Origin of the sequence: Thioalkalivibrio sp. K90mix, from assembly GCF_000025545.1 — a bacterium.
In the GTDB taxonomy this organism is placed as follows: Bacteria; Pseudomonadota; Gammaproteobacteria; order Ectothiorhodospirales; family Ectothiorhodospiraceae; genus Thioalkalivibrio.
The window spans coordinates 526,572-553,534 of record NC_013889.1 but is presented as its reverse complement, the minus strand read 5'-3'; the positions used below and the strand labels follow the sequence as shown (position 1 = coordinate 553,534).

General features: G+C 66.9%; 24 protein-coding genes. 12 read left to right on the top strand and 12 right to left on the bottom strand.

Annotated features, from left to right (window positions below):
* The first annotated feature begins 37 nt into the window (after window positions 1-37).
* A complete protein-coding gene (locus tag TK90_RS02615; RefSeq protein WP_012981941.1) occupies window positions 38-523 on the top strand; it encodes a DUF3293 domain-containing protein in 486 nt (161 codons plus the stop codon).
* On the opposite strand, the gene TK90_RS02610 is transcribed toward TK90_RS02615, so the two are convergent.
* Window positions 520-987, bottom strand: coding sequence for a CopD family protein (locus tag TK90_RS02610; protein WP_012981940.1), 468 nt, complete (start codon window positions 985-987; stop codon window positions 520-522). The two genes, TK90_RS02615 and TK90_RS02610, sit on opposite strands and share 4 nt — an antisense overlap.
* Before the next feature lie 157 nt (window positions 988-1,144).
* On the opposite strand from TK90_RS02610, the gene TK90_RS15340 reads away from it, so the two are divergent.
* Both TK90_RS15340 and TK90_RS15335 read left to right on the top strand, forming a co-directional pair.
* Window positions 1,145-2,197, top strand: a complete 1,053-nt coding sequence (locus TK90_RS15340) for an SO_0444 family Cu/Zn efflux transporter (RefSeq protein ID WP_012981939.1) — start codon at window positions 1,145-1,147, stop codon at window positions 2,195-2,197.
* Window positions 2,198-2,206: 9 nt separating this feature from the next.
* Entirely contained in the window at window positions 2,207-2,869 is a 663-nt protein-coding gene (locus TK90_RS15335; RefSeq protein ID WP_012981938.1) for an O-methyltransferase, read from the top strand.
* A gap of 27 nt (window positions 2,870-2,896) precedes the next feature.
* Here the strand turns inward: TK90_RS15335 and TK90_RS02595 are convergent, their stop codons facing one another.
* On the bottom strand, window positions 2,897-3,313 hold the full coding sequence (locus TK90_RS02595) for a hypothetical protein (RefSeq protein WP_012981937.1): 417 nt from the start codon (window positions 3,311-3,313) through the stop codon (window positions 2,897-2,899).
* A gap of 114 nt (window positions 3,314-3,427) precedes the next feature.
* On the opposite strand from TK90_RS02595, the gene TK90_RS02590 reads away from it, so the two are divergent.
* From TK90_RS02590 to TK90_RS02580, 3 genes are all read left to right on the top strand, one after another.
* On the top strand, window positions 3,428-3,997 hold the full coding sequence (locus TK90_RS02590) for a hypothetical protein (RefSeq protein ID WP_017925827.1): 570 nt from the start codon (window positions 3,428-3,430) through the stop codon (window positions 3,995-3,997).
* A gap of 77 nt (window positions 3,998-4,074) precedes the next feature.
* On the top strand, window positions 4,075-4,608 hold the full coding sequence (locus TK90_RS02585) for a cytochrome c (RefSeq protein WP_012981935.1): 534 nt from the start codon (window positions 4,075-4,077) through the stop codon (window positions 4,606-4,608).
* 204 nt (window positions 4,609-4,812) lie between these two features.
* On the top strand, window positions 4,813-6,870 hold the full coding sequence (locus tag TK90_RS02580; RefSeq protein ID WP_012981934.1) for a bifunctional diguanylate cyclase/phosphodiesterase: 2,058 nt from the start codon (window positions 4,813-4,815) through the stop codon (window positions 6,868-6,870).
* 32 nt (window positions 6,871-6,902) lie between these two features.
* On the opposite strand, the gene TK90_RS02575 is transcribed toward TK90_RS02580, so the two are convergent.
* Window positions 6,903-9,653: a cation-transporting P-type ATPase gene (locus TK90_RS02575; protein ID WP_012981933.1), complete on the bottom strand. Its 2,751-nt coding sequence runs from the start codon at window positions 9,651-9,653 to the stop codon at window positions 6,903-6,905.
* Between the two features lie 115 nt (window positions 9,654-9,768).
* The gene (locus tag TK90_RS02570; RefSeq protein WP_012981932.1) at window positions 9,769-10,320 is read right to left on the bottom strand and encodes an outer membrane beta-barrel protein; all 552 of its coding nucleotides are present in this window, start codon (window positions 10,318-10,320) and stop codon (window positions 9,769-9,771) included.
* Between the two features lie 326 nt (window positions 10,321-10,646).
* Here TK90_RS02570 and TK90_RS02565 point away from each other — a divergent pair, with 326 nt between their 5' ends.
* The 3 genes from TK90_RS02565 (at window position 10,647) to TK90_RS02555 (ending at window position 15,559) form a co-directional block, all read left to right on the top strand.
* A complete protein-coding gene (locus TK90_RS02565) occupies window positions 10,647-10,970 on the top strand; it encodes a high-potential iron-sulfur protein (RefSeq protein WP_012981931.1) in 324 nt (107 codons plus the stop codon).
* Between the two features lie 285 nt (window positions 10,971-11,255).
* A complete protein-coding gene (locus TK90_RS02560) occupies window positions 11,256-14,474 on the top strand; it encodes an EAL domain-containing protein (protein WP_012981930.1) in 3,219 nt (1,072 codons plus the stop codon).
* A gap of 2 nt (window positions 14,475-14,476) precedes the next feature.
* Window positions 14,477-15,559, top strand: coding sequence for a DUF3524 domain-containing protein (locus tag TK90_RS02555; protein ID WP_012981929.1), 1,083 nt, complete (start codon window positions 14,477-14,479; stop codon window positions 15,557-15,559).
* A gap of 22 nt (window positions 15,560-15,581) precedes the next feature.
* Here TK90_RS02555 and TK90_RS02550 read toward each other — a convergent pair whose 3' ends face one another.
* The 4 genes from TK90_RS02550 to TK90_RS02535 all read right to left on the bottom strand — a co-directional run bounded on the left by TK90_RS02550 (window position 15,582) and on the right by TK90_RS02535 (window position 19,057).
* Window positions 15,582-16,211 (bottom strand): triacylglycerol lipase, encoded by a 630-nt coding sequence (locus TK90_RS02550; RefSeq protein WP_012981928.1) that lies wholly within the window; start codon window positions 16,209-16,211, stop codon window positions 15,582-15,584.
* 21 nt (window positions 16,212-16,232) lie between these two features.
* Entirely contained in the window at window positions 16,233-18,017 is a 1,785-nt protein-coding gene (aspS, locus tag TK90_RS02545) for an aspartate--tRNA ligase (protein ID WP_012981927.1), read from the bottom strand.
* 101 nt (window positions 18,018-18,118) lie between these two features.
* Window positions 18,119-18,769 carry a DUF502 domain-containing protein gene (locus TK90_RS02540; protein WP_012981926.1) on the bottom strand — a complete coding sequence of 217 codons (651 nt, stop codon included), beginning with the start codon at window positions 18,767-18,769 and terminating at the stop codon, window positions 18,119-18,121.
* 3 nt (window positions 18,770-18,772) lie between these two features.
* Complete coding sequence (locus TK90_RS02535) at window positions 18,773-19,057, bottom strand: FmdB family zinc ribbon protein (protein WP_012981925.1); 285 nt, start codon at window positions 19,055-19,057, stop codon at window positions 18,773-18,775.
* A gap of 180 nt (window positions 19,058-19,237) precedes the next feature.
* Between TK90_RS02535 and TK90_RS02530 the strand changes: the two genes are divergently transcribed.
* From TK90_RS02530 to TK90_RS02520, 3 genes are read left to right on the top strand one after another with little or no spacing between them, the layout of a single operon-like run.
* Window positions 19,238-19,615: a DsrE family protein gene (locus TK90_RS02530; protein ID WP_012981924.1), complete on the top strand. Its 378-nt coding sequence runs from the start codon at window positions 19,238-19,240 to the stop codon at window positions 19,613-19,615.
* A gap of 10 nt (window positions 19,616-19,625) precedes the next feature.
* Complete coding sequence (locus tag TK90_RS02525) at window positions 19,626-20,483, top strand: SDR family NAD(P)-dependent oxidoreductase (RefSeq protein ID WP_012981923.1); 858 nt, start codon at window positions 19,626-19,628, stop codon at window positions 20,481-20,483.
* 16 nt (window positions 20,484-20,499) lie between these two features.
* On the top strand, window positions 20,500-21,879 hold the full coding sequence (locus tag TK90_RS02520) for a nucleoside recognition domain-containing protein (protein WP_012981922.1): 1,380 nt from the start codon (window positions 20,500-20,502) through the stop codon (window positions 21,877-21,879).
* 21 nt (window positions 21,880-21,900) lie between these two features.
* On the opposite strand, the gene TK90_RS02515 is transcribed toward TK90_RS02520, so the two are convergent.
* The 4 genes from TK90_RS02515 to TK90_RS02500 form a co-directional block, all read right to left on the bottom strand.
* Window positions 21,901-22,107, bottom strand: a complete 207-nt coding sequence (locus tag TK90_RS02515) for a hypothetical protein (protein WP_012981921.1) — start codon at window positions 22,105-22,107, stop codon at window positions 21,901-21,903.
* Between the two features lie 30 nt (window positions 22,108-22,137).
* A complete protein-coding gene (locus TK90_RS02510) occupies window positions 22,138-22,356 on the bottom strand; it encodes a hypothetical protein (RefSeq protein ID WP_012981920.1) in 219 nt (72 codons plus the stop codon).
* 113 nt (window positions 22,357-22,469) lie between these two features.
* On the bottom strand, window positions 22,470-25,778 hold the full coding sequence (locus tag TK90_RS02505) for an efflux RND transporter permease subunit (RefSeq protein ID WP_012981919.1): 3,309 nt from the start codon (window positions 25,776-25,778) through the stop codon (window positions 22,470-22,472).
* Window positions 25,771-26,820, bottom strand: a complete 1,050-nt coding sequence (locus TK90_RS02500; RefSeq protein WP_012981918.1) for an efflux RND transporter periplasmic adaptor subunit — start codon at window positions 26,818-26,820, stop codon at window positions 25,771-25,773. The genes TK90_RS02505 and TK90_RS02500 overlap by 8 nt, the downstream gene beginning before the upstream one ends.
* Window positions 26,821-26,963 lie beyond the last annotated feature (143 nt).

Below are 26,963 nucleotides of genomic sequence, written 5' to 3'. Positions count from 1 at the left end.
CGTGGGGGAACACGACCACACGCGAGAGTGCCCCGGGATGGCGCCAAACTCAAGGGGTAACGGGACACCGGGCGATGTGCCAGAGGCCGGTGCGGAACTGGCCCGGGCCTACGCCGCCACGCACTACCGGATTGAGCCCCCGGGGCAGGCGTTCGTCCTGCGCATCGGTGAACGCGACCCTGGCCTTGAGGCCTGCCTGCAGGCACAGAGCTGGCGACAGGCCAGCCTGCTGACCGCCTGGAATCCGCGCAGTCGTATCGTGCCAGAGCAGGAGAACCGCGAGCGTCACGCCCGCATCAAATACGAGCTGGAGCAGGCCGGCTGGGCCTGCTGGCCCACAATCCACCGGGACCCGACCGGCCACTGGCCCGACGAACCCGGCTATTGCGTGCTCGGAATGGGCGAAGCGGACCTGGATCCCTGGCTGATCGCGTTCGGCCAGAATGCAGCCGTCCTGATCCAGCCACCCTCAGCCCCTCGCCTGATCTGGCACCCAGAAAGCAGACGACCGGTGTCTCCCTAGAAGGGCAGACGGCCCCCGGTGGCCACCACGATCACGACCAGGCCCAGCAAGGTGTTGATGCCCACCAGCACCCGGATCTGGGACAGCCGGCGCAGGCCCTCGTCGGTGTCATTCGCGGCGATCGCCTGACGCATGCGGCGATACGGGGCAAAGAACACATGGGCGAAGATCGCCATCATCACCAGCCCGAGAAGCAGCATCACATGCACCGAGGGATGCACATTGCCCATCCCGCCGAAGAAGCCAAAGATCATCCACAGTCCGCTCGCCAGCAAGAGGATTACGGACGCCCAGACCCAGGGGAAAAAGCGCGCGAACACGCCCTCCCACAACTTGAGGCGCGCTGCGCCGTCCAGCTGCTGTCCGGCCACCGGCCGCAGGAACATGTAGGCGAAGAACATCCCCCCCACCCACACTACAACTGCCAGTAGATGCAGCAGGTTTGCCAACGCGTAGCCGGTCATCGCGAACTCCTTTTTTTCGTCATCAGGGATCCTGGCGGTGCAGTGTAGCGGTCTCGACGGAGCACTGGCGAACCAAACCGCCAACCGCTCCGGATCAAAGGGCTCATCCACCCACGCCATCTTGACACCCCGCCCGCCCGTCACCAATCATCGGGCCATGGTGTTCGAAATCGCCCAGCAGACTCTGGCACTGGCCCTGACGGCGGCTCCCTGGCTGCTTCTGGGGCTGGCCGCGGCCGGACTGGTCAAGGCGTTCCTGCCAGAGGCGGCGTTGCAGCGCTGGCTGGGCGGGCCGGGCCTGGCGCCCACCGTGCGCGCCGCTATTGCGGGGGCACCACTGCCCCTTTGCTCCTGCGGGGCGATCCCGACGGCCCTGGCGCTGCACCGTGGCGGAGCGGGGCGCGGCCCGACCACGGCGTTCCTGATCGGCACCCCGGGCGTCGGCGTCGACTCGGTCGCGATCAGCTATGCCCTGCTCGGCCCGCTGATGGCCGTCGCCCGCGTCGCCGGCGCCCTGGTAACGGCCATCACCACCGGCCTGCTGGTTGGGCGAACCCGCGCATCCCGGACCAGTGCAGGCAGCGCGCAAGGGGCGGGGAGTGGCTGCGGGAGTTCTGCCTGCTGCGACACCCCTGCCACAGTGCCGCCCGCACCCCCGGGCCCATGGACCCGCCTGCTGGAGGGCCAGCGCTACGCGTTCGGCGACGTGCTGGACGATATCCGCCTGTGGCTGGTGGCCGGCCTGGTCGTCGCCGGGGCGCTGCTGACCCTGGTGCCACCGGCTGCACTGGCAGCGTACGGCAGTGGCCTGCCGGCGATGCTGCTGCTCGCCGTGATCGGCATCCCGATGTATCTGTGCGCGACCGCAGCCACACCCATCGCGGTCGCCCTGCTGGCGGCCGGCGTCTCACCCGGTGCCGTGCTGGTGTTCCTGCTGGCCGCCCCGATCACCAGCCTCGCGACGCTGGGGGTGTTCCGGCGGGAACTGGGCAATGCGGCGGTGAGTCTTTATCTAATAGGCATTGGCGCCAGCACCGTCGCGCTCGGACTGACACTGGATGCCGGCCTGGGCTTGAGCGGACTGAGCCCCGCGATCACCCCGGGCCAGGCCACCGAATGGATGCCGCCCGCCGTCGAATGGGTCGCACTGGCCGTGCTGGTGGTGCTCGCCCTGCATCCGCTACGCTGGTTGAACGCTGGCCGCACTTAAGGAACCGTGATGTCCAACCGCTCGATCGGACTCGATGACCATCTTCAGGCCTATGTACTGGATCGCTCGCTGCGCGAGTCCAGCCTGCTTGCGGAGTTGCGCGCCGAGACCGCGGGGCTGCCGGAGCACAACATGCAGATCGCTCCCGAACAGGGGCAGTTCATGGCGCTGCTGGCGCGCCTGGTCGGGGCCCGGCGCTACCTGGAAGTGGGCACCTTTACCGGCTACAGCGCGCTGGCCGTGGGGCAGGCCCTCCCCGACGACGGCGAGGTGGTCTGCCTGGACCACAGCGAGGCCTGGACCGCGATCGCCAGACGCTACTGGGACCGGGCCGGTCTGGCTGCGCGCATGGACCTGCGTCTGGGTGATGCACGCGCCAGCCTGCGCCAACTGGAGGACGAAGGACAGAGCGGCCGTTTCGATCTTGCGTTCATCGACGCCGACAAGACCGGTTACCCGGAATACTTCGAGACCTGCCTGCGACTGGTACGCCCGGGCGGACTGATCATGGTGGACAACACGCTCTGGCATGGCCGGGTGGCGGACCGGCACTGCGACGACGAGGACACCCGGGCCATCCGCGACTTCAACCAGGCGCTGCATCGCGACGAGCGCATCGACCTCTCGCTGGTACCCATCGGCGACGGCCTGTCCCTGGCCCGGCGCCGCTGATCCTCCGGCTGGCGAAGCGTTCGAGGGTCAGCGACAAAGCCCGTCGCCAGACAGCCCCCGGCGACAGATCACACGCCGTTCCAGCCCGGTCACCACCCAGCCATCATCGCGTTCACGAAGTGTCAGCCGGTATTCGTAATCGCGGACGGCATCGTCGCGCAGGTTCTTGACGAAGACCTCGGCCCGCTCGCGGCGCTGGTGGTGGATCTCCAGACTGGAGTAGTCCGTACCCAGGCCCTCGCGCCACCCGCTGGCATCCACCCAGTCCATCACCGCGACGCCCGGCGTGCCGGCCGGCTCGAGTTGCGGGATTTCGAGCGCCTTGCGCTCGGTCGGCTGCGGCTGGAATACGTCCGTCGCGCGCTTCTGCTCCGAGGGGAATGGCGCGCACCCCGCCAGCAGCCCGCCCAGCAGAAGCGCCCCGATTAATCGTGTGTCTCTCATGGCTGGTACCCCACGCGTGTCTCGCGTCGCAAATCCGTCATCCACTGCAACAAATTGCACTGGTCGAGCGTCATATCATCACATGACCACAAGCCCATTCCCACGGGGGATACGATGATGGACCATATCCGCACGACAGGACTCGCCCTGGTGGCCGCGGCCGCGCTCGCACTGAGTGCACCGCTCGTGCTGGCCGAGGAGCAGGCCGCCGAGGACGAGACCGCAACCGAGATGGAAGAACTGCGCGAAGACTGGGCGCAGACCCGCGAGGAGATTCAGGCCGACGCCGAACGCGACCGCGAGGCGACCCGTTCGCGCACCCGTGAAACCCTGGATACAATGGACCAGCAGCTCACCACCCTGCGCGAGCGCACGCGCGAGGGCTGGGACGACCTGAGCGATGCCACCCGCGAGCGCCGCGAACGGGCCTTTGATGCCCTGGTACGCGAACGTGACAACCTGGCCGAATGGTCCGCCGAGACCCGTGAGCGCTCCTCCGGTGCCTGGCAGGGTGTACGTGAAGGCGCCCGCGATGCCTGGGGCGGCGTGCGCGACGGCTCCCGCAAGGCTTGGGGCTCGGTTCGCGATGCCGTCCGCGGGGACCGCCCACCGGCCGAGCAAGGCGAACCGGGTACGCAGGAAAATCCGGCAGACCCGGACGATCCGGCCGTGCAGACGGATTGAACCGACAGACGGACTGAAATGGTATTCGTCGCAATGGGGGTTGAATGAAGCCAAACCGACACGGACGCCGGTCCGTCATGTTCCTTCCGGCCCTGGCCGCGCTGCTCGCCAGCTCGGCCCTGATCGGCTGCGACGGTCTGCCAGGCCTGGACGCCACCCCAGAACACCACCAGCGCGACTGGGACGACGAAACCCTGCAATACGGCGAACGGATGTACATGCAGCATTGTGCGGTATGCCACGGCGAGAATCGCGAGGGCGCGGAGAACTGGCGCCAGCGCGACGCGGACGGCTACATGCCGCCCCCACCCCTGGATGGCAGCGCCCACACCTGGCACCACCCCTACTGGCAGCTCAAGGACATGATCCGCTACGGCGCCGAAGCCCGCGGCGGGGCCATGCCCAGCTTCGAGGACACCCTGTCCTACGACGACGTGGAGGCGATCATCGCCTTCATCCAGGCGCAGTGGCCGGACGAGATCTTCGAGGCATGGATCCGCTACGACCAGAACCACCCGACTCAGGAGGCCTGGGAGGAAGAGATGGGCGAGCCCTGGGTCACTCACGCATCCGATCCGCGCACCCCTTCCACCGGGCGCGAGCATCATTAACCAGCGCTCAACCGGACCGCGCACTCCCTGCACCGCCCCGCGGGAATTGCGCTCAGGCGGGAATAGCTGCGAGTGTCGCGGCGTCTGCCGAGATAACTAGCCGCAAACGGGTTATGATCCGCCGCGTTCACACCCAGGGTATGGAAGACCGGGGAAGCCCATGCATGACGCAGCCAGTGGTCGCCGCGAACACGGAAACCACCCATGAATCGCCGCCGTAGCGACGCCCTCCCGGACGAGGAGCGCGCGCGCCTGGAGGGCCTGATTTACGAGGAACGCGAGGCCCGACAACGTGCCGAATCCCTGGCCGAGACCCGCCTGCAGGACCTCTACGCGAAGCAGCAGCAGATCGAACTGCTCAACACGATCGCCTCCGCGGCCAACCAGTCCGACTCCATCGCTGAGGTTCTGCGCACAGCCCTGAACGCGATCGGGGAGTTCCTCGACTGGCCAGTCGGCCACGCCTACCTCGCGCGCAAGACGTCCAGCAGCGACCTGGAACTGGGTCCCACGGGCATCTGGCACCTGCGGACCCTCGACCCCGTCGAGGCGTTCCGCGAATCCACGGAGGACACGGTCTTCCGGTCCGGCCAGGGCCTGCCCGGACGCGTCCTCGAACAGCGTGCCCCGGTGTGGGTCGAGCATCTGGATCAGGACCTCAATTTCCCCCGGCGCGCGGCGGCAGCCACGAGCGGCCTGTGTTCGGGCTTTGCCTTCCCGGTCATGGTCGGCCAGGAGGTGGCCTGCGTGCTGGAGTTCTTCACCGCCGAGACCACGCCCGAGCAGCCGGAGGTCCTGGCCCTGCTGGCGCAGGCCGGTGTGCAACTGGGGCGCGTGGTCGAGCGCAACCGCCACGCCGAACGGCTGATCCACCACGCCTCCCATGATCCGCTGACGGGCCTGCCGAACCGACGGCTCTTTCATGACCGTCTGGAGCACGCGATCGCGCGCTATGCGCGCGAGCCGGAGTCGCTGTTCGCCGTACTGTTCGTCGACCTCGACCGCTTCAAGCTCGTCAACGACAGCCTCGGCCATACGGCGGGCGACGAGTTGCTGGCCCAGGTCGGCAAGCGCCTGCTGACCGCCCTGCGCCAGAACGACACCGTCTCGCGGCCTGGGGGCAACCAGAACACAAGACCGGACGACACGCTGGCCCGTCTGGGCGGTGACGAGTTCACCATACTGCTGGAGGGCCTGCACGAGCCGGTGGACGCACTGCGCGTCGCCGAGCGCCTGCAGGCCATCCTGCACCAACCCTTCTCGATCGCCGGCCAGACCGTCTATGTAACGGTCAGCATCGGCATCGCCACGCGCCCCTATGGCCAGGCCTGCCCGGTGGTCAGCCCCGATCAGGACGGTCCGACCTGCGCGGAGGACCTGATGCGCGAGGCGGACATGGCGATGTATCGCGCCAAGTCGCTCGGCAAGGCCCGCTGCGAGTTCTGCGACCCGGGCATGCAGTCGCAGGCACTCGAGAGCCTGCGACTGGAAACCAGCCTGCGCGAATCGGTCGAGCGCAATGCCTTTGTCGTGCACTACCAGCCGATCATGTCACTGGCAGACAACCGCATTACCGGGTTCGAGGCCCTGGTACGCTGGGAGCGAGAGGGCGAGCTCCTGCCCCCGGACCGGTTCATCCCGATCGCGGAGGATGCCGGGCTGGTCCACCTGATCGACATGCAGGTGCTGTACACGGCGTGCTCCCAGCTACAAGCCTGGAATGCACAACGCAGCGGCCCGCCGCTGACAATCAGCACCAACCTCTCCGCACGGCAGCTCACCCGCCCCGAGCTGGTGGACGAGGTCGCCACAATCCTGTGCGGCACCGACACCCCGCCGGAGCAGCTGCGCCTGGAAATCACCGAGACCGCGACTCTGGGCAACCTCGACGAGCTGATCGCTACCCTGAAGGGCCTGAAGGCCCTGGGGGTCAGTCTGGCAATGGACGATTTCGGCACGGGCTACTCGTCGCTCAGCTATCTCCACCGCCTGCCGCTGGACATCCTGAAGATCGATCGCGCCTTCGTGGCCGGGCTGGATCGCGACGAATACAGCCAGCGCCTGGTGCAGACCGTGATCAACATGGCGCGCAACCTCGGGCTGGAGGCGGTGGCCGAGGGCGTCGAGAGCAATACCCATGCGGCCACCCTGCGCGCACTGGGGTGCACCCGCGCCCAGGGGTACTACTATTCCCGCCCGGTGCCCGCCGACCGGGCCGGCGACCTTCTGGCCGCCGACCAGCTCCCGCTGGTCACCGCCTGAGGTCACTGCCCGGACAGGAATGGGGAATGGAGCTACACCGCCGTCGGGGCAATCCCCCGACGGCGGGCCAGCACCTGTCGCACAACCAGTTTTTCCAGCTCCACGACCACGAACACCGCAAGGCCAAAGGCCAGGATGCGCAGCCAGTCGCCCAGGCCGATCGTGGTCGTCCCGAACAGGGTGTGCATCACCGGGGCATACGTGAACGCCAGCTGGAGCAGGATCAGGACACCGATTGCAATCCACATGCTGTGCGAGCGAAACAGCTCCAACCCCGGCAGCACCGGCTGGTGGATCAGGCGCAGGTTCAGCAGATAGAAGGCCTGCCCGGCCACCAGGGTGTTGATTGCGACGGTCCGCGCCAGCTCGTCGCTGACGCCGACGAACGTCTCCATGTAGACGAAATGCCCGAAGGTCCCGAGCCACAACAGGACCGCAACAAACGGGATGCGCCACAACAGGAACCCGGACAACAGCGGCTGATCCGGATCACGCGGTGGACGCTGCATGACCCCGGGCTCGGCACGCTCGAAGGCCAGGGCCATGGCCAGGGTCACCGAGGTCACCATATTGACCCACAGCACCTGCACCGGCGTCAGCGGCAGGGCCAGCCCCATCAGGATCGCCATCATGATGGTCAGCGACTGCCCGGCATTGGTCGGCAGCATGTGCAGGATGGCCTTGCGGATGTTGTCGTAGACGGTGCGCCCCTCCTCGACCGCATGGGCGATCGAGGCGAAATTGTCGTCCGCGAGCACCATCTCCGAGGCCTCCTTGGCGGCCTCCGTTCCCTTGCCGCCCATCGCGACCCCGACATCCGCGCGCTTCAGCGCCGGGGCATCATTCACCCCGTCCCCGGTCATGGCGACGATTCGGCCGCGGCCCTGCAGGGCCTGGACCAGGCGCAGCTTGTGCTCGGGCGATGTGCGTGCGAACACGTCGGTGTCCTCGGCCATCTGCGCCAGGCGGTCGTCGTCCACATCATCCAGCTCGTGCCCGGCGTGCGCCTCGGCATCGCGCCCCAGCCCCAGCTGCTCGCCAATGGCCCGCGCAGTCGCCAGATGATCGCCAGTGATCATCTTCACGCGAATGCCCGCCTCGCGGCACTCGGCCACGGCCTGAATGGCCTCTTCCCGCGGCGGGTCGATAATCCCGACCAGGGCGAGCAGAGCGAACCCGCCCTCTTCGACATGATCGAAGTTCAGTTCGCGCTGATCGGGCGGTACCTCGCGGCTCGCAATGGCCAGCACGCGCTGCCCACGAGCGGCGATGGTCTCCATCACCTGATGCCAGGCCTCACGGTCGAGGTCATCGGTACCCTCGCCCGTACGCACCTGATCGCACAGCTCCAGCACCCGCTCGGGGGCCCCCTTCAGGAAGATCCGTGCATGCCCGTCGTGATCATGGTGCAGGGTCGCCATATAGCGATGATCGGACTCGAAGGGGATCACATCGGTACGCGGCAAGCGCTCCGCCTCCAGGTGCGGGTCGAGCCCCGCCTTGCGCGCGGCCACCACCAGTGCCCCCTCGGTCGGGTCGCCCTCCATCACCCACTCGCCCTCGCGCTCGAATACCTGGGCGTCGTTGCACAGAAGGCCCGCACGCAGCACTTCCATTAGTGCCGGCTGCTCGTCGGCCTCCACCTCCTGCTGGTCCACGGAGAAATCGCCCTGCGGGGCATAGCCAACGCCGGAGACTCCGTATTCTTCGCCCGCCGTGCGCACGGTCTGCACCGTCATCTCGTTGCGGGTCAGCGTGCCGGTTTTGTCGGAGCAGATCGTCGAGACCGACCCCAGGGTCTCCACCGCCGGCAGGCGACGGATGATCGCGTTGCGTCGTGCCATCTTCTGCACGCCGATCGCCAGTGCGATCGTCATGATTGCCGGCAGGCCCTCGGGGATGGACGAGACTGCCAGACTGGCCGCCGCCAGGAACATCTCGTCCAGCGGATAACTGCGCACCCAGTAACCAAAGGCAAAGGTCGCGGCAGAGATCACAACGACAACGCCCGCCAGCCAGCGGCCGAACTGCTCCATCTGGCGGACCAGCGGCGTCTGCAGGCTCTCAACCTCTCCCAGCATCGAGGAGATGCGACCGATTTCGGTGTGTTCGCCGGTGGCCACCACCACGCCGTGCCCGCGCCCGAAGGCGACCAGCGTGCCGGAGAAGGCCATGCTGGTACGGTCCCCCAGATCCGCCTCGCGCTCGACGGCTTCGGGGGACTTGTCCACGGCGACCGACTCCCCGGTCAGCACCGCCTCCTCGACCCGCAGGTTCTTGACCTCGAGCAGGCGCAGGTCCGCCGGCACACGATCGCCCGCCTGCAGATAGACGATGTCGCCCGGAACCAGCTCTTCCGCAGGGACCTCGCGCCGGTGGCCATCGCGCAGGGCCAGCGCGCGGGGCGAGAGCATCTTGCGGATCGCGTCCAGTGCCTTCTCCGCCTTGCCTTCCTGGACGAAGCCGATCAGCGTGTTGATCAGCACCACGGCCAGGATCACGCCGGTGTCGACCCAGTGGCCGAGCAGGGCCGTACCGGCCGCGGCGGCCAGCAGGATATAGATCAGGATGTTGTGGAAGTGGCGAAAGAAACGCCGGATCAGGCCCGCCTGCTCCGGAGGGCGCAGCTGGTTCCTGCCGTACTGGTCCAGGCGCTCCCGGGCCACGTCAGCAGACAGCCCCTCGCGGCGACTGTCGCGCGCGCGCAGGGCGGAATCGGGATCAAGGGCGTGCCAGGCGATGGCCTCGTTCTTGGGGGCCTGCGCGTTTTGCGATTCGTCCATGCGGTACCGGTGCCGAGAGATGAACCCCCATCCTCGACCAAGACCCCGCGACCGGCAAGCCTCGACGGGCAGGTCGCGGGGCCTGATTCAGACCCGCCGTTCAGCCAGTAGCCGACTAGAAATGCACGCCCAGCTTGGCCATCACCCGCAGGTTGTCGACGTCCTCGCGACCGCGACCGCTACGAAAGCGATCGCTCTCCGTGAACTGATAGCGGGCCTCGACGCCCAGAAACATGTTGTTGTCCATCGTGTACTTCAGGCTGCCGCCGAACTGCGCCGCCCACAGGCCATTGGTGTCATCACCCAGTTCCGCACGTACATAGCCCAGCCCGGGACCAAACCCCAGCTCGAGGTTCGGAGCGGTCTCGAACATCCAGTGGGTGTTCAACTCGGTGCTGGTCATGCGCAGCGGGCTCTCGGAGTATCGAGAAACGCTCAGCTGATGGCGCAGGACACCGGTGCGCGGCTGGAGCAGCTGGCAATTCGCACCCAGTTCGATGCCATAGCCCCAGTCCGTCGAGGTCCCTGATGCATCCGGCGAGACCGAGCCGAGCATGACGGCGATACTGGGTTCCATGCCCACGCGTTCTTGCGCCTGGGCCGTTGTTCCGGCCAGCGCAAGAGTACCAGCGGCCAACATCGCAAGGGACGTACGTAGCTTGAACATGGGACACCTCCAATGAGTCATTGACAGGAACCGGAAGCCCCGCTGGCGCGTCGAGCCGCCACCGCCCGCAGGAACTTCAGCGCCTACTGATATTAGTGGATCGCCGGCCCCGTCGAAACCGGATCGGGCCACCAGGGAGCGGAATTTTTTCGCGGCCCGATGCATCGAAGGGTGCGGAGCGTGTCTTTGAACCGGGCCGAAGTTGCCCACCACGGGAACATCTGGATATTCCCTCGCTCTAAACATGCGATCCGTCCGGCATGCTTCAACCATGCCTTGGGTCAAGTTAAGCGCAAAAAATTCAAATGATCTACGGAGGTCACTCCATGTCCGATCAACCGAACGCGAACCGTCGAGCCTTTCTCCGCCGCGCCTCCATGGCGGTAGCGGCCGTCCCGCTCGCGAGCCTGACCACCTTCGGCGTTGCCTATGCCAAGCCCAAAGCCGAAGACGGCCACGCCCATGACTACGTGAACAACGCCTCCGACGCGTCCGACCACGACGCCTACGAAGACGGCGCCGTGTGCGAAAACTGCGCCTTCTGGGCGGGCGAAGAGGAAAACGGCTGGGGTGGCTGCCACCACCAGGCCTTCCAGGAAGTGCTGGTCAACGCTGAGGGCTGGTGCGATGCGCATGTCCGAGGCGGCTGATCGCCACACCGCCTGAGGGCACCTGTGAACACCGCCTCCGGGCGGTGTTCACGTTTGGGGGGCAGTCGATGGACGGCCGCGACTTGCGCACTGGGTCGCAAAAAGGTCAGGCTTGGGCCTAACAGGCCAGGCTTGGGCCTAAGTCGCTCAACTTTCCTTGCCAACTGGACGTTATCGGACGACGGCCTGCCCGTTAAAGGACTACCACGTGCCTTACTCCAGTCGCATACCAGCCTCACCTGCGCGCAAGGCCTCATCCTCCCAATCCGAGTTTCCATCTAGCTAGTGGGCCTGGAATCCACGCCACTGACGCTGCTGTACGCGCTCAACGGGCTCGCGTTCTTCACCCTCGGCATCGTGGCGCTGATGCTGCCGCGCCGCGAACGGTTTGTGCCTTTCGCCGCTCATGTCGGGTGGCTGGTGCCGTTCGGTCTGCTGCACGGGACCTATGGTTTCCTCAACGCGATCGGCCTGCATCACGAGTTGGGCGTACTCTCCGATCGCTGGTCCATGACGGCCTGGCTGGCGGTCTCCTATCTGCCCCTGCTGGAGTTCGGTCGACGCGCGCTGCTCGACATACGCCCCGGCCTGCACCTGCCGGCCTGGGGCGTGTACGGGAGTCTCGCCATCGGCCTGAGCGCGATACTCCTGGTCGCCGTTGAGCCGGCAACCGGGCTCGCCAATGGTGCCCGCTACCTGATCGGGTTCCCCGGCGCACTCCTCGCAGGGCTCGCATTCCTGCTGCACGTTCGTTCCCCGGGGGCACAGCCGGAGATGCAGCGACATATTCCGGCACTGGGGATCGCAGCCCTCGCGTTTCTGGCCTATGCCGCATTTCTGCCTTTCCCGGCGCGGGTCGATCTCGGCCTTCCCCCATGGCTTCCTACGCAGGGGGATTTCCTGGCCGCGACCGGGGTGCCGATCCAGACCCTGCGCACCGGAGCCGCGATGCTCTTCACCCTGGCGCTGATCAGCCTCGCGCGCACCATCGGCGCGCAGCACAGCGACGACTTGCTGCGGGTGCTGGAAACGGTCAACGGCTTTGTGTACCGCTGCCGCAACAACCCGCAGTGGGACGTGATCTTCGTCGACGGCGGGGTGCGCGAACTGACCGGCTACGAGGCCCGCGACTTTTATCGGGGTGACATCACCTTCGCCGCCTGGGTCCACCCGGACGATTCCGACTACACCTGGGAGGGCGTGCAGGAAGGGCTCAAACAGGACGGCCACTACCAGATCCAGTACCGGGCGGTAAACCGGGACGGCTCCGTGCGCTGGGTCTTCGAACGCGGGACCGGCGTGTACGACGCACATGGGCACCTCATCTATCTTCAGGGTCACGTGATCGACGCCCACGAGCTGGTCACCACCTCCCGCGAACTCGAACGCCGCAGCGAGGAGCTCGAGGCCTTTCGCAGCACGCTGGACCTGACGCTGGATGGCGTCTTCCTGTTTGACGTGGACAGCCTGCAGTTCATCTATGTCAACCAGGGCGCGATGGACCAGACCGGTCGTACTCGCAACGAATTGCTGCAGCTGCACCCGTACGACATCAAGCCGGAGTTCCCCGAGACCCGTTTTCGCAGCATGCTGGAGCCCCTGCGGCGAGGGGAGCGCGACCAGTTGCTGTTCGAGACCACGCACCAGCACGTCGACGGACACCTGATCCCGGTGCACATCTCGCTACAGCTGGTCGCCCCCCGGGGCGAGCGCCCGCGCTATGTCGCCATCGTGCACGACATCAGCCAGCGCAAGCGCAATGAAGAAGCCCTCCTGGAGGCGCTGGAGAGCCTGGAGACCTCGCGCGACGAGCAGGCACGGTTGCTGGAACTCACACGGCGCGAGCAGGGGCGCATGGCCTCGCTGCTCTCGGCCATGAGCATCGGCATCCTGTTCGAGGATCGCCAGGGGTCCATCGAGTACGTGAACCCCGCATTTCGCCGCATGTGGGCGATCGCCGACGAGGTCGATCTGGTCGGACAGCCCTCACGTGCCGTGCTGGAACATTCCACCCATCGCTTTGCCCGGCCCGACCATGCCTCGCGGCATGTACTGCACGTCCTCGACACCCACGAGATCAGCGAACGCTTCGAGGTGGACCTCTATGACGGCCGCATTCTCACGCAGCTGTCCTATCCGGTACACGATGCCGACGAGCGCTCCATTGGCCGACTGTGGCTGTACGAGGACGTCACCCACGAGCGCCAGACCGCCCAGCAGCTGGTCTATCTGGCCGAGCACGACCCGCTCACGGGCCTGTACAACCGCCATCGCTTCCAGCGCCAGCTGGAACAGGCGATCCACACCGCCCGTCGCCGCGGGACCCACCTGGCCCTGATCTATTTCGATCTCGACGAGTTCAAGACCATCAACGACACCTTCGGCCACCGCGCCGGAGACACCGTGCTGGTGCGCGCGGCAGGCGAGATCGCAAGCCTGGTGCGCGAAGAGGAGATCTTTGCCCGCCTGGGCGGCGACGAGTTCGCAATTCTGGTCGACCACGCAGCCGAACGGGAACCTGAAGGACTGGCCGAGCGGGTGGCACGCGCGATCTCCGCAATCCCGTTCCGCTTCCGCGGGCAAAATTACCGCCTGACCGCGAGCATCGGCATCGCCCGCTACCCCGAGCACGGAGACAACGTCGAAGACCTGGTGGCCCATGCCGATGCCGCGATGTACCAGGCCAAGGACTCGGGCAAGAACACCTGGGCGGTATTCGACGCCAGCCGCAACACCGCCGAACGCATGCTCGAGCGGATGAGCTGGAGCCAGCGCATCGGCAAGGCGCTGGAGGGCGGGCAGTTCGAGTTGCACTTCCAGGGGATCTACCACCTGGACAGCGGGGCGCTCAATCACATGGAGGCGCTGGTCCGCATGCGCGACCCGCTGGCACCCGGCGAGGTGGTGATGCCGGGACAATTCATCCCCGTGGCCGAGAAGACCGGGCAGATCGTCGATATCGACCGCTGGGTGATCCGCGAGAGCATCGCACACCTGGCCCGCCAGCCCGAGCTCCCGGGGATCGCGATCAACATCTCCGGGCGCAGTTTTGACGAACCCGGGCTGCCGCAATACATCACCAACGAGCTGAGCCAGCAGGGCGTCGACCCTCGGCGGCTCGTCATCGAACTGACCGAGACCGCGGCCGTCTCCGAGATGCAGGACGCCCAGCGCTTCATCGAGGCGTTGCAGCAGGCCGGCTGTCTTGTCTGCCTGGATGACTTTGGATCGGGCTTCTCCACTTTTGCCTACCTCAAGTACCTGGGCGTCCAGGTGCTCAAGATCGACGGCATGTTCGTGCGCGATCTGCCGAACAACCGCGACAACCAGGCGTTCATCCGCGCGATGGTCGACGTCGCCCGCGGGCTGGACAAGTGGACCGTGGCCGAGTGCGTGGAAGACGGCGACACCCTGGCGATGCTGGCCGACCTGGGGGTCGACATGGTCCAGGGTTACCATCTGAATCGCCCCTCGCCGGGTTTCCCGCCGGACCGGGCCCCGTAGGTGTGCAGCCCGCGGCGCCCCGCATCCTGCTGCTGTCCGCCTACCGTGCGGACAGCCATGCCGCCTGGGCCGACTGGCTGACCCGGCAGTTCTCCGAGTTCGACTGGGAGCGCCGGGAACTGCCAGGCCGCCACTTCCGCTGGCGCATTCGGGGCAACCCAATCTCCTGGCTCGAGACCCTCGGCGACGCCCACCCCGATGCCATCATGGCGACCTCGATGGTCGACCTCGCCACGCTGCGCGGCCTCCACCCGGCGCTCGCGCAAACGCCCGCGCTGTACTACTTCCACGAGAACCAGTTCGCCTACCCGACCCAGGCCGGCCAGAACCCCTCGGTGGATCCGCAGATGGTGCAGCTCTACGGCGCCCTGGCGGCCGACCGCATCGCGTTCAACTCGCGCTACAACCGCGATACCTTTCTCGATGGCGTCGACCGCCTGCTCGCACGCATGCCGGACCAGGTACCCCCGGGTGTGCGCACGACGCTCGCCGAGCGCGGCGAGATCCTGCCCGTACCCATCCAGGCCATCACGAGCACCGACCACACAGAACGTGATCCGAACCTGATCCTGTGGAACCACCGCTGGGAATACGACAAGGCACCGGACGACTTCGCCGAAGCCATGCTGCAACTGGCCCGCAAGGGGATCGATTTCCGACTGGCCTTGCTCGGCCCTCGGCCCGTCAGTCCCCCGGAGTCCCTCGCCCGACTGCGCGCAGACCTGGCGGACCGCATCGTTGTGGACACCAAGTGCTCGCGCGAGGAATACGAAGAGTGGCTGTGCCGGGCGGGGATCGTGGTCAGCACCGCACGCCACGAGTTTCAGGGCCTTTCGCTACTGGAGGCCGCCCGCGCGGGCGTACTGCCGCTGGTGCCCGATGCCCTGGTATACCCCGAGCAGTATCCGACCAGCTGCCGCTACGCCACCGGTGATACCGAGTCATTGGCCGCCCGCCTGGGCGCATGGCTGAGCGGTGAGCGACCGCCCGTCCCTGATATTGGCGACTGGCATGCCGGCCGACTGGAGCCACAATGGCGGCGTCAGATCGAAGACCTGCTGGAGACCCGGCGGGGCGTCGACTGAGGGAGACGCTGAACGGGGCCGCTCAGGGAAGGAAGTCACCGCGATCAAGGAAGTGCAGCGTTTCCCGGGCCACCGTGGCATCGAACAGCATCCCCGTATGCGAGACCGGCAGCGTCAGGTGACGCGTGACATCCGGACCGCGCGTCTCGTCGACGGCAACGAAGCCATCATGCGGGGGCGGCATCTGCGCGAACAGCGGCGCCGGCCCCAGCGGACGGCTGCCCGCGATCATCCCGATCTCGCGCCCGCGCAGGATTGGGCTGCCGCCCAGCAGACCGCGGTCCAGCGCCGCCCCCAGCCACCAGCGACCGAGCCGGTTGCGCGCCAGACGCGCGGCCACCCGGCTGCCCGCCAGCGGCGAACCCAGCATCACGATGCGCCCGGGGCGCTGGACCGGGGCCACGGTGAACAGATGGCGCACGATAATGCCGCCGAGGCTGTGGGCCACCAGGTGCACCAGGTCGCCGGGGACTTCCTCGACGAAGGCGGCCAGGGCGCGTGCCGCCTGTTCCGGGGTCTGGTGGCGCGAGGCGTAGTGGAAGCGATGGACCTCCAGCCCGCCCGCGCGCAGCCGGCGTTCCAGCAGCGCCAGCTCCAGGCCCGGCATATGCCAGCCATGGACCGTGACCACGCTGGCGCGCATGCCGGCCATGGTGAACGACCGGCCCGTTGCCTACCCGGCCTGTTGCGTAGCGCTGGCGCGCAGGCGGATGCCCAACTCGCGCAGCTGCTTCTCGCCCACCGGCGCCGGGGCATCGGTCAGCAGGCAGGCGGCCGTCTGGGTCTTGGGGAAGGCCATCACGTCGCGGATGGAGTGGGCGCCGCTCATCAGCATCACCAGGCGATCCAGACCAAAGGCCAGGCCACCATGCGGCGGCGCGCCGAATTCCAGCGCATCCAGCAGGAAGCCGAATTTCTCGCGTGCCTCGTCTTCGCCGATCCCTAGGGCCTCGAACGCGGCCTGCTGCATCTCCGGATTGTGGATACGGATGGAGCCGCCGCCCACCTCGGTGCCGTTGAGCACCATGTCGTAGGCGCGGGACAGGGCTTCGCGCGGGTTGGCGCGCAGCGCGTCCGGGCTGTCCACCGCCGGGGCGGTGAACGGGTGATGAAGGGCGTACAGGCGCTTGTCCCCGTCGTCGTACTCGAACATGGGGAAGTCGACCACCCACAGCGGCTGCCAGCCCGCCTCGACCAGCTCGAGGTCGTGGCCGAGCTTCACGCGCAGCGCACCGATCGCCTCGTTGACCACCGAGGCCTTGTCCGCGCCGAAGAAGATCAGGTCGCCGGCGGCGGCCGCGGTCTTCTCGAGGATCTGCCGGGTCACGTCCTCCGGCAGGAACTTCAGGATCGGCGACTGCAGCCCACCCTCGAGATCCGCCGGGTCGTTAACCTTGATGTAGGCCAGGCCCTTCGCGCCGTAGCGGCCGACGTACTCGGTGTAGACGTCGATCTCCTTGCGCGTGAGCTTCGCCCCGCCCGGCACGCGCAGCGCGGCCACGCGACCCTCGGGGTCGTTCGCCGGGCCGTTGAAGACCTTGAATTCCACCGCCTGCATCACCTCGGTCAGCTCGGTGAACTCCAGCGGGATGCGCAGATCGGGCTTGTCGGAGCCAAAGCGGGCCATCGCCTCGGCGTAGGCCATGCGCGGGAACGGATCCGGCAGCTCCACGCCCTGCACCTCGCGGAACAGGTGGCGGATCAGGCCCTCGGTCACGTCCATCACGTCGGCCTCGTCGACGAAGGCCATCTCCATGTCCAGCTGGGTGAACTCCGGCTGGCGGTCGGCGCGCAGGTCCTCGTCGCGGAAGCAGCGGGTGATCTGGTAGTAGCGGTCCATGCCGGACATCATCAGCAGCTGCTTGAACAGCTGCGGCGACTGCGGCAGGGCGAAGAAGCTGCCGGGATGCGTGCGGCTGGGCACCAGGTAGTCGCGCGCGCCCTCCGGCGTGGCCTTGGTCAGCATCGGGGTCTCGAGATCGAGGAACTCGCGCGTCTCGAGGAAGCGGCGCATGGCGGCCGTCACCTGCGCGCGCAGGCGCAGGCGCTGTTGCATCACCGGGCGACGCAGGTCCATGTAGCGATAGCGCAGGCGGGTGTCCTCGCCGACGTCCTCGTCGTCCAGCGGGAACGGCGGGGTCTTCGCGGCGTTCAGGACCTCCAGCTCCAGGCCCAGGATCTCCACCGCACCGGTGGTCAGATCGGGGTTCTCGGTGCCCTCGGGGCGCCGGCGAACGCGGCCGGTCATACGGATCACGTACTCGCTGCGCAGCTGTTCGGCACGCGCGAAGACCTCTTCACGGTCGGGGTCGAACACCACCTGGACCAGGCCCGCGTGGTCGCGCAGGTCGACGAAGATCACGCCACCGTGGTCACGCCGGCGGTTCACCCAGCCGCAAAGGGTCACCTCCGAGTCGAGTTCGTTCTCGGTGACACGTCCACACAGATGAGTTCGCATTACGCTGTTCCAGCCGAAGGGCACGCCCACGGAGGGCCTGCACGGTTAGTCGGGAAAACGGGGCAAACCTCGCGCCTGCGCCCGCGAAAAGGCCGGAAATCTTACGATTTGCCCTGCTCTCGCGCAACCGGAGCCGGCGCCTCGGTGGGGCTCGACAGCGGCGTGACCACGCCCATGGACATCACGAACTTGAGCCCGTCTTCCACCGTCATGTCGAGCTCGATCGCCTCCTCGCGCGGGACCAGCAGCACAAAGCCCGAGGTGGGGTTGGGCGTGGTGGGGACGAACACAGTGATCACGTCGCGCTCGGTGCGATCCTGCACCTCGCCGGCACCCGTGCCGGTCAGAAAACCCACAGACCACAGTCCCCGTCGCGGGTACTCGATCAACACCACCTTGCGAAAGGCCTGTCCGCCATCGGCCAGCACCGTCTCGGTGAGCTTCTTGACCGCCCCGTAGATCGAGCTCACCAGCGGGATGCGGTGCACGATGGACTCGCCCAGCGAGACCAGCTTGCGGCCGACGATATTGGCCACGATCACGCCGGTCACAAACACGACCACGATGGCGATCACGATCCCGGCACCAGGGATCGAAAAACCAAGCACGGCCTCCGGCCGCCAGGCCGGCGGCAGGAGGAGGATGGTGAAGTCCAGCAGGTCGACCAGCAGCTTGATGATGAAGCCAGTGACGATCAGCGGCAGCCAGACCAGCAGCCCTGCAATCAGGTAGCGGCGCAGGGAGACCAGCATCGATCAGGTGCCGGTCGCCGCCGCTTTGGGAGTCGCCTCGGACTTGCCGGAAGCCGCCGAATCGCTCTTGCCGGCCCCGCCGCCATCCTTCAGGTTGCGCTTGCCGTCCTTCTTGAAGTCGGTCTCGTACCAGCCGCCCCCCGCCAGGCGAAAGCCCGCGGCGGAGACCTGCTTGGTCAGGGCCTCGGCGCCACACTCGGGGCAGGTGGTGGCCGGCGGATCGGATATCTTCTGCAGGATCTCGGAGATCTCGCCACAATCCTTGCACTGATACTCGTAAATGGGCATGCGTGTATTCCTCAGGCTTCGCGTCCGCACAACGGCCGCAACAAAACGGTTCGAGGCGTATTATGCGGGCGTTTCACGCGAATAAAAGGCTTTCCCCGGCGACAATCCGTGTTTGCGCCGCGCGAGCGCAGCGCCGATCATTCGCCCCATACCCGAATGCACTGCCCGCAAGGACCCGTCATGGCCGAAAAGATCGTGATCATGCTGCTGAACCTGGACCTGGACCGCCCCGGCACGCTGGGGGCCCCGTTCTTCCAGGCCACCGTCGCCGCCGCGATGGATCTGGAAGTCGAGATGTACTTTGCCGCCGGCACGACCCGTCTGCTGCGCCAGGGGGTAGCGGAGAAGATCTACCCGGGCGAGGCGCGCGAGAAGTCGGTCTACAGCTTCATGCAGGATGCCCATGAGGCCGGTTGCCGCTTCTATGCCTGTGCGGGCGCGATGGACGAAAACGGCTTGACCCTGGACAACGCGATCCCCGAGCTGGACGGCATGCGCGGCGGGGGTGCCTTTATCGGCGAGGTCGTCGAGGACGACGTGGCCACACTGACCTACTGAGCCGGAATCGGTGAGCGAGTCCCAGCCCCGTGCCGTACTGATTACCGGCTGCTCCAGCGGCATCGGGCTGCACGCCGCGCGCGCGCTGCGCGCGCGCGGCTATCGCGTCTTCGCCACCGCCCGCCGCGGCGAGGATGTCTCGCGCCTGAAGAACGAGGGCTTCGAGGCCCTGCAGCTGGACCTGGACGACTCCGCCAGCATTCATAGCGCGGTCAACGAGATCCTGCATCGTACCGATGGCCACCTGTACGGCCTGTTCAACAACGGGGCCTACGGCCAGCCCGGCGCGGTCGAGGACCTGAACCGGGCCACCCTGCGCGCACAGCTGGAGACCAACGTGCTGGGCTGGCTGGAACTGACCAACGCCGTGCTGCCGGCGATGCGCCGCGCCGGCGAGGGCCGCATCATCCAGAACTCGTCGGTGCTCGGCTTCGCCGCGCTGCGCCTGCGCGGAGCCTACGTGACCTCCAAGTTCGCGATCGAGGGCCTGAGCGACACCCTGCGCCAGGAGCTGCACGGTACCGGCATCCATGTGGCGCTCGTCGAGCCCGGCCCGATCCGCAGCGCCTTCCGCGCCAACGCCCTGAAGGCCTTCCGCCGTCACATCCACCGCGAACACAGCCCCTGGGCCGAGACCTACCGCGCCGCCGAGGCCCGCATGGCCAACGCCGAGGCCGACGCGCCATTCACCCTCGGGCCGGAGGCGGTCACCCGCTGCGTGGTGCATGCCCTGGAGGCCCGCCGCCCGCGCGTGCGCTACCGCATCACCTTCCCGACCAAACTGTTCGCCTTCCTCGGGTGGCTGCTCCCGGCTCGGGCGATGGATGCCGTGCTGCGCGGTGTATCACGCGGGGAGAACCGCGGATGATGGCAGACTACCGCGCATGAATCTGATCTTTCTCGCGCTGATCGTGATCGCCGTGGCCACCGCCGCGATCCGCGAGATCCAGTCCACCGACCCCGACGAACAGCCGATGCAGGCTTTGTCCGAGGGCGCGATCGACGCGGCCGGCTCGGCGGTGGAGCTGGCGCTGGGGCTGGTCGGGGTGATGGCGCTGTTCCTCGGCCTGATGAAGATCGCCGAGGCCGGCGGCCTGCTGACCGTGCTGGCACGGCTGCTGCGCCCGCTGATGGTGCGTCTGTTCCCGTCGGTCCCGCCGGAGCACCCGGCGATGGGCGCGATGATCCTGAACTTCTCCGCCAACATCCTCGGGCTGGGCAATGCCGCGACCCCGTTCGGCATCCGCGCGATGCAGGAGCTGGACAAGCTGAACCCCCATCCGGGCACTGCGACCAACGCGATGGCGCTGTTCCTGGCGATCAACACCTCCAGCATCACATTGCTGCCGACCGGGGTGATCGCCCTGCGTGCCTCGCTCGGCTCCGAGGCGCCGGCCGCGATCCTTCCGACCACCCTGTTCGCGACCCTGTTCGCGACCATCGCCGGCATCACCAGTGCGCTGATCCTGCAGCGCTATTTCCGCAGCCCGCCACCCACCCGCGCGCCCGACGCCGACTCGCCGTCCACCGATGAGACCAGCGAACGGGAGGGAACGATGCGCGAGGACGGCCAGGAGGGAGCCCCCGAGCCCTCGGCCCAGCGCCGCACGCAGGATGACCGTCCGAGCGAGCAGCAGCCGATGAACATCGAAGTCCCCAGCGAGGGCTACCCGGCCTGGGTCTCGGTCCTGGTCCTGCTGGGGGTGCTCGCGATCATCCCGCTGACGATCGTGTACGGCCAGGCGATTGCCCCCTGGATTATTCCCGGGCTGGTGGTCGGCTTCCTGTCCTACGGCGTGATCCGCGGCGTGCCGGTCTACGAGGTGTTCGTCGAGGGGGCGAAGGAGGGTTTCAACGTCGCCCTGCGCATCATTCCCTATCTGGTCGCGATCCTGGTCGCGGTGGGGATGCTGCGCGAGAGCGGCGCGCTGGGGATGTTTGTCGGCCTGGTCGGGCCGCTGACCACGCCTTTCGGCCTGCCGGCCGAGGCCCTGCCGATGGCCCTGCTGCGACCCCTGTCCGGCTCCGGCGCCTACGGCATCATGGCCGGGATCATGCAGGACCCGGCCACCGGCCCGGACACCCATGTGGGCATCCTGGTGTCGACCCTGCAGGGCTCGACCGAGACCACCTTCTACGTGCTCGCCGTCTACTTCGGCGCGATCGGCGTCAAGCGCGTGCGCCACACCCTGGCCGCCGCGCTGAGCGCCGACGCCGTCGCGGTGATCGCAGCCGTGACCATCGTGGCCATCCTGTACCTGTAACGGGTCTCCCGCGTGGCGCGGTCAGTTGGGCGGTCCACCGGGATTGATGTCCTTGTCCTTCACGATGAAGTAGACGCCGATAGCCGCCAGTGCCATCCACAGGACCAGGGCCACCACGCCCAGGATCTCCCACAGGGTGACAAAGAAGAACAGCATCAGCGCGGCCGCGCCGAGGAAGATATTGCCGATTACGAAGTTCGAGGGACGGCGGGATCCGTTGTCGGACATCAGGGGGCTCCGGGCCTGCGCGGCAGGCGATTACTGCTTCTTGTAGGGGGCGAAGTCGAACTGTCCGGCGGTCATGTCGTCCCAGAGGTCGCTCTGCAGCACGGCCAGCAGCTTGAACAGCTTGCGCAGCTCCGGGTCGTCCATGAAGCGCTGGTCTTCGCTGGCCTTTAGCACTTCGACCAGCGTCGCGCATTGCTCGCGGCTGATCCCGAGGACGTTCAGGCCCTCTTCTCCCATCTCGACATCCATCGGGTAACTCCGGTTTGGTCAAAGCGGCGATTGTAGCGGCTCGCGCGCCGGCAGCGAAAACGCCGGGTCCGGACTCCGGCATTGCACCCGCGGGCGCAATGCCGAGTTTGGCGTTACGCCGCTTGGGCGCGGATCAGCTCGACCCGGTTGCGCACGTACAGGTAGTACAGCACCGGGATGATCACCAGCGTCAGCAGGGTGGAGACGAACACGCCAAAGATCAGCGAGATCGCCAGGCCCGAGAAGATCGGGTCATCCAGGATGAACCCGGCGCCGACCATCGCCGCCAGTCCGGTCAGGATGATCGGCTTGGCGCGCACGGCCCCGGCATGCACCACCGCCTCGATCACGTCCACGCCGCGGCGGATCTCGTCGTTGATGAAGTCCACCAGCAGGATCGAGTTGCGCACGATGATCCCGGCCAGCGCGATCATCCCGATCATCGAGGTCGCGGTGAACTTGGCGTCCATAAAGAACGCATCCATGAATGCATGTCCCGGCATCACCCCGATCACGGTCAGCGGGATCGGGGCCATGATGATGAGCGGCACCATGTACGAGCGGAACTGCGCAACCACCAGCAGGTAGATCAGGATCAGGCCCACCGAGTAGGCAATACCCATGTCGCGGAAGGTCTCGTAGGTCACCTGCCACTCGCCGTCCCACTTCAGGGAGAAGTTGTACGGGTTGTCCGGCTGGCTGATGAACAGCTGCTCCAGGGGCTCGCCGTAGGCCACCGGCTGGTCGCGCAGGCCGAAGAACATGTCGAACATGCCGTACAGCGGGCTGTCCAGCCCGCCGGCCAGGTCGCCCATCACGTAGACCACCGGCAGCAGGTTCTTGTGATGGATCGAGTGCTCGAGGCTCGAGTCCACTACGTTGACGACCTCGGACAGCGGCACCAGCGTGCCGTCACGCGAGCGCACCTTGAGCCCCAGCACCGGATCCAGGCTGCCCTTCTCGGCCTGGTCGAACTCGAGACGCACGGGGACCGCATACTTCACGTTGGCGCCAAAGAGATAGGTCACGTCCTCGCCGGACAGCGCGGTCTCGATCGCCTGCACCACCGCCTGCTGCGAGACACCCAGGCGCGCAGCCCGCTCGCGGTCGACCTGCAGGATCTTCTTCGGCCCCGGATATTCCACCGAGTCATCGATATCGGTGATGCCCTCGGTGCTCTCGAACCGCTCGCGCACCTGCCTTGCGACCTCGATCTGGCCGTTATAGTCCGGGCCGTAGATCTCGGCCACGATCGGCGACATCACCGGCGGCCCCGGCGGGACCTCGACCACCTTCACCGCGGCCTCGTGGCGATCGGCGATCGCGTTGATCGCCTCGCGCACGCCCAGGGCGATGTCATGGCTCTTGCGCGAACGGTCGGAGGCGTGGGTCAGGTTGACCTGGATATCACCGACATGGCTGCCCTCGCGCAGGTAGTACTGCCGCACCAGACCGTTGAAGTTGATCGGCGCGGCCGTCCCCGCGTAGGTCTGCACGTTGTCGACCTCGGGCACGGTCTTCAGGTAATCCGCCATCTCGGACAGCACCATCGAGGTGCGTTCCAGGCTGGTGCCCTCGGGCATGTCCAGCACCACCTGGAACTCCGACTTGTCGTCGAACGGCAGCATCTTCATGACCACCAGCTGGAAGTAGGCCAGCGACACCGAGCCGAGGATCAGCAGCAGGGTGCCGACCCACAGGGCCAGGCGATTGCCCTTCTTGCGCCCGGAGGTGCCGAGAAACGGCCGTAGCAGGGTGTTGAAGATCTTCATCAGCCCGGCCGAGGCGCTCTCGCCCTCTGCACCGTGGCCACCACCGCCCGTCGGGGCGACGTGCGCGTGCTGTTCGGCCTGCCGGCGCAGGACCTTGTAGGTCAGCCAGGGCGTAACCACGTAGGCCACGGCCAGCGAGATGATCATCCCCATCGAGGCGTTGATGGGGATCGGGCTCATGTACGGCCCCATCAGGCCGGTGACGAAGGCCATCGGCAACAGCGCCGCGATCACGGTGAACGTCGCAAGGATCGTCGGTCCGCCGACCTCGTCCACGGCATAGGGAATCGCCTCGAGCAGCTTCTTGCGGCCCTGGACCATGTGCCGGTGGATGTTCTCCACCACCACGATCGCATCATCCACCAGAATCCCGATGGAGAAGATCAGCGCAAACAGCGACACCCGGTTGAGCGTAAAGCCGTAGGCCCAGGAGGCGAACAGCGTAATCGCCAGGGTAATCACCACGGCCACGCCGACGATGAAGGCCTCGCGCCAGCCGAGTGCGATCCAGACCAGAATGACCACCGAGGCGGTCGCCAGAATGAGCTTCTGGATCAGGGTGTTGGCCTTGTCGTCGGCGGTCGCGCCGTAGTTGCGGGTGATGGTGGTCTCGATGCCGTCCGGGATATAGGTCCCGCGCAACTGCTCCAGCCGCTCGATCAGGGCATCGGCGATATCCGGGGCATTGGTGCCCGGCTGCTTGGCAATCGCGACCGTGACCGCGGGATGACTCTCACCGACGCGCGCGCGATCCCCGGCCGCCGCGCCATGCGCGAAGCGCACATGTTCGGTCGCATAGGCCGGCCCCTGAACAACCTCGGCGACGTCCTCCAGATAGATCGGTCGCCCGTCGTGCATCCCGACCACCAGCCCGGCGAACGCCTCGGGCTCGGTGATGAAGTCGCCGGCCTGGACCAGGATCTCCTGATCGTCCTCGTACAGGCGTCCGGCATCGCGCGAGAAATTGGACGCCTGGAGGCTGTCGCGCAGATCGTCCACCGACAGATTGTAGGCCGCCAGGGTCTCCGGCTTGAAGCGCACGTGGACCACATGATCCGGGCCGCCGACGGTATAGATGTCCCGTGTGCCGGGCACGCGCTTGAGCTCGGACTCCAGCGCATGCGCTACCCGCAGGAGGTCGTGCCCGCCGCGATTCTCGTCCTCGGTCCACAGGGTGACGTTGACGATCGGGACATCATCGATGCCCATCGGCTTGATGATCGGCTCGCCCACCCCCAGCCCCGGCGGCAGCCAGTCCTGATTGGAGAACACCTGGTTGTACAGGCGTACCAGCGCCGCCGTGCGATCCTCGCCGACTTCGAACTGGATCGTGATCTGCGCCATGTTGGGGCGCGACGTGGAATAGATGTCGTCGATGCCCTCGATCTCCGAGAGCACCTGCTCGGCGGGCGTCGCCACCAGCTGCGCCACCTCCTGTGCGCTCGCCCCGGGGAACGGGATGAACACGTCGGCCATCGTCACGTTGATCTGTGGCTCTTCCTCGCGCGGGGTCACGAGGATCGCGAACAGCCCCAGCAGCAGCCCCAGAAGGGCCAGCAGCGGTGTGATCTGGGTCGTCAGAAAGGCCTGGGCGATGCGCCCGGAGATCCCCATGCGGCCGGATGCCGCCTCCGTGCTCGCTTCACTCATCGGCGCCCACCTGCTGGTGTTCCTTCAGGTAGATCGCTGCGTGTACCGGGTCCAGCGCCACGCGCTCGCCCTCGCCCAGGCCACCGAGGATCTCGATGTAGCCGTCGTATGTGCGCCCCACACGGACCTGACGAAAGCGCACGCGGTCCTCGTCATCGATCACGTAGACCGCGGTGACCTCGCTGCGATACACGACGGCCTCGCGCGGCACGGTCAGGCGTTCGACCTCGTTCAGGAAGAACGCGGTTTTCACGAACATGCCGGGAAACAGGCCCAGATCCTCCTGCTCCGGCAGGTTCACGCGGATACGGAAGGTCGAGCTGGCCGGATCGGCATAGGGGAAAATAGTCAGGCTCTCGGCCGCGAGGCGCCGGTCGTCATTCAGCAGCACCTCGGCCTCGCGGCGCTCGCGCACCGCATGGATCAGCCGCTGCGGCACGTCCACCTCCACTCGCAGCCGATCCAGGCTGATACCGGACAGCAGGGGCGAGCCCGGGCTGACCGATTCACCCACCTCGACATGGCGTTCAGTGACAATCCCGGAGTACGGGGCAAACACCTCGGTATAGCCGAGCTGCTCGCGGGCCTCCTCGACCCGCCCCTCGGCGGAGCGCAGACGCGCCCGGGCTGACTGCAGCTCGGCCTCGGCCCGTTCGAACTCCGAGCGCGAGACGACGCCCCGGTCGAAGACATCCTGGATGCGGTTGAACTCCGAGCGGGCCTCGTTGAAGCGGGCGCGCGCCTCGGCCAGATCCCCTTCGGCCTGACTCACCCGCGCCTGCTGCTCGGAGTCGCTGACCCGCAGCAGCAGCTCGTCGGCCTCGACGAAATCATCGACATCGACATAGATCTCGCGGATACGCCCGGAGGTCTGCGCCGAGATCGTGGAACGCTGCACAGCCTCGACCCGGCCATCCAGGATGCGTTCCTGAGCGAGGGTCTGGCGTTCCGCAGTCGCGGTCTCGAACGGGAAGTCCGCCTGGGCAGAGAACGGCAACAGCAACAGACCCCAGAGGGCCGGGCGCATCCACTTGAGTGTCATCGGCTTCGATTCCTTGCGTGCTGTCGGGCCCGCCGGACCCACATATATTAGAGTTTTCTAATTTATACGCCGATTGCGCGCCGACAGCAACGGCGGCGCATAAGACGCATCGGAAATCCCCTAGCGCGAGTATAGACACCTCC

What these genes read in the sequence shown, in the direction of transcription:
- TK90_RS02615 (WP_012981941.1), top strand. Translation starts at nt 38, where the DNA reads ATGGCGCCAAACTCAAGGGGTAACGGGACACCGGGCGATGTGCCAGAG.
- TK90_RS02610 (WP_012981940.1), bottom strand. Translation starts at nt 987, where the DNA reads ATGACCGGCTACGCGTTGGCAAACCTGCTGCATCTACTGGCAGTTGTA.
- TK90_RS15340 (WP_012981939.1), top strand. Translation starts at nt 1,145, where the DNA reads ATGGTGTTCGAAATCGCCCAGCAGACTCTGGCACTGGCCCTGACGGCG.
- TK90_RS15335 (WP_012981938.1), top strand. Translation starts at nt 2,207, where the DNA reads ATGTCCAACCGCTCGATCGGACTCGATGACCATCTTCAGGCCTATGTA.
- TK90_RS02595 (WP_012981937.1), bottom strand. Translation starts at nt 3,313, where the DNA reads ATGAGAGACACACGATTAATCGGGGCGCTTCTGCTGGGCGGGCTGCTG.
- TK90_RS02590 (WP_017925827.1), top strand. Translation starts at nt 3,428, where the DNA reads ATGATGGACCATATCCGCACGACAGGACTCGCCCTGGTGGCCGCGGCC.
- TK90_RS02585 (WP_012981935.1), top strand. Translation starts at nt 4,075, where the DNA reads ATGTTCCTTCCGGCCCTGGCCGCGCTGCTCGCCAGCTCGGCCCTGATC.
- TK90_RS02580 (WP_012981934.1), top strand. Translation starts at nt 4,813, where the DNA reads ATGAATCGCCGCCGTAGCGACGCCCTCCCGGACGAGGAGCGCGCGCGC.
- TK90_RS02575 (WP_012981933.1), bottom strand. Translation starts at nt 9,653, where the DNA reads ATGGACGAATCGCAAAACGCGCAGGCCCCCAAGAACGAGGCCATCGCC.
- TK90_RS02570 (WP_012981932.1), bottom strand. Translation starts at nt 10,320, where the DNA reads ATGTTCAAGCTACGTACGTCCCTTGCGATGTTGGCCGCTGGTACTCTT.
- TK90_RS02565 (WP_012981931.1), top strand. Translation starts at nt 10,647, where the DNA reads ATGTCCGATCAACCGAACGCGAACCGTCGAGCCTTTCTCCGCCGCGCC.
- TK90_RS02550 (WP_012981928.1), bottom strand. Translation starts at nt 16,211, where the DNA reads ATGGCCGGCATGCGCGCCAGCGTGGTCACGGTCCATGGCTGGCATATG.
- aspS (WP_012981927.1), bottom strand. Translation starts at nt 18,017, where the DNA reads ATGCGAACTCATCTGTGTGGACGTGTCACCGAGAACGAACTCGACTCG.
- TK90_RS02540 (WP_012981926.1), bottom strand. Translation starts at nt 18,769, where the DNA reads ATGCTGGTCTCCCTGCGCCGCTACCTGATTGCAGGGCTGCTGGTCTGG.
- TK90_RS02535 (WP_012981925.1), bottom strand. Translation starts at nt 19,057, where the DNA reads ATGCCCATTTACGAGTATCAGTGCAAGGATTGTGGCGAGATCTCCGAG.
- TK90_RS02530 (WP_012981924.1), top strand. Translation starts at nt 19,238, where the DNA reads ATGGCCGAAAAGATCGTGATCATGCTGCTGAACCTGGACCTGGACCGC.
- TK90_RS02520 (WP_012981922.1), top strand. Translation starts at nt 20,500, where the DNA reads ATGAATCTGATCTTTCTCGCGCTGATCGTGATCGCCGTGGCCACCGCC.
- TK90_RS02515 (WP_012981921.1), bottom strand. Translation starts at nt 22,107, where the DNA reads ATGTCCGACAACGGATCCCGCCGTCCCTCGAACTTCGTAATCGGCAAT.
- TK90_RS02510 (WP_012981920.1), bottom strand. Translation starts at nt 22,356, where the DNA reads ATGGATGTCGAGATGGGAGAAGAGGGCCTGAACGTCCTCGGGATCAGC.
- TK90_RS02505 (WP_012981919.1), bottom strand. Translation starts at nt 25,778, where the DNA reads ATGAGTGAAGCGAGCACGGAGGCGGCATCCGGCCGCATGGGGATCTCC.
- TK90_RS02500 (WP_012981918.1), bottom strand. Translation starts at nt 26,820, where the DNA reads ATGACACTCAAGTGGATGCGCCCGGCCCTCTGGGGTCTGTTGCTGTTG.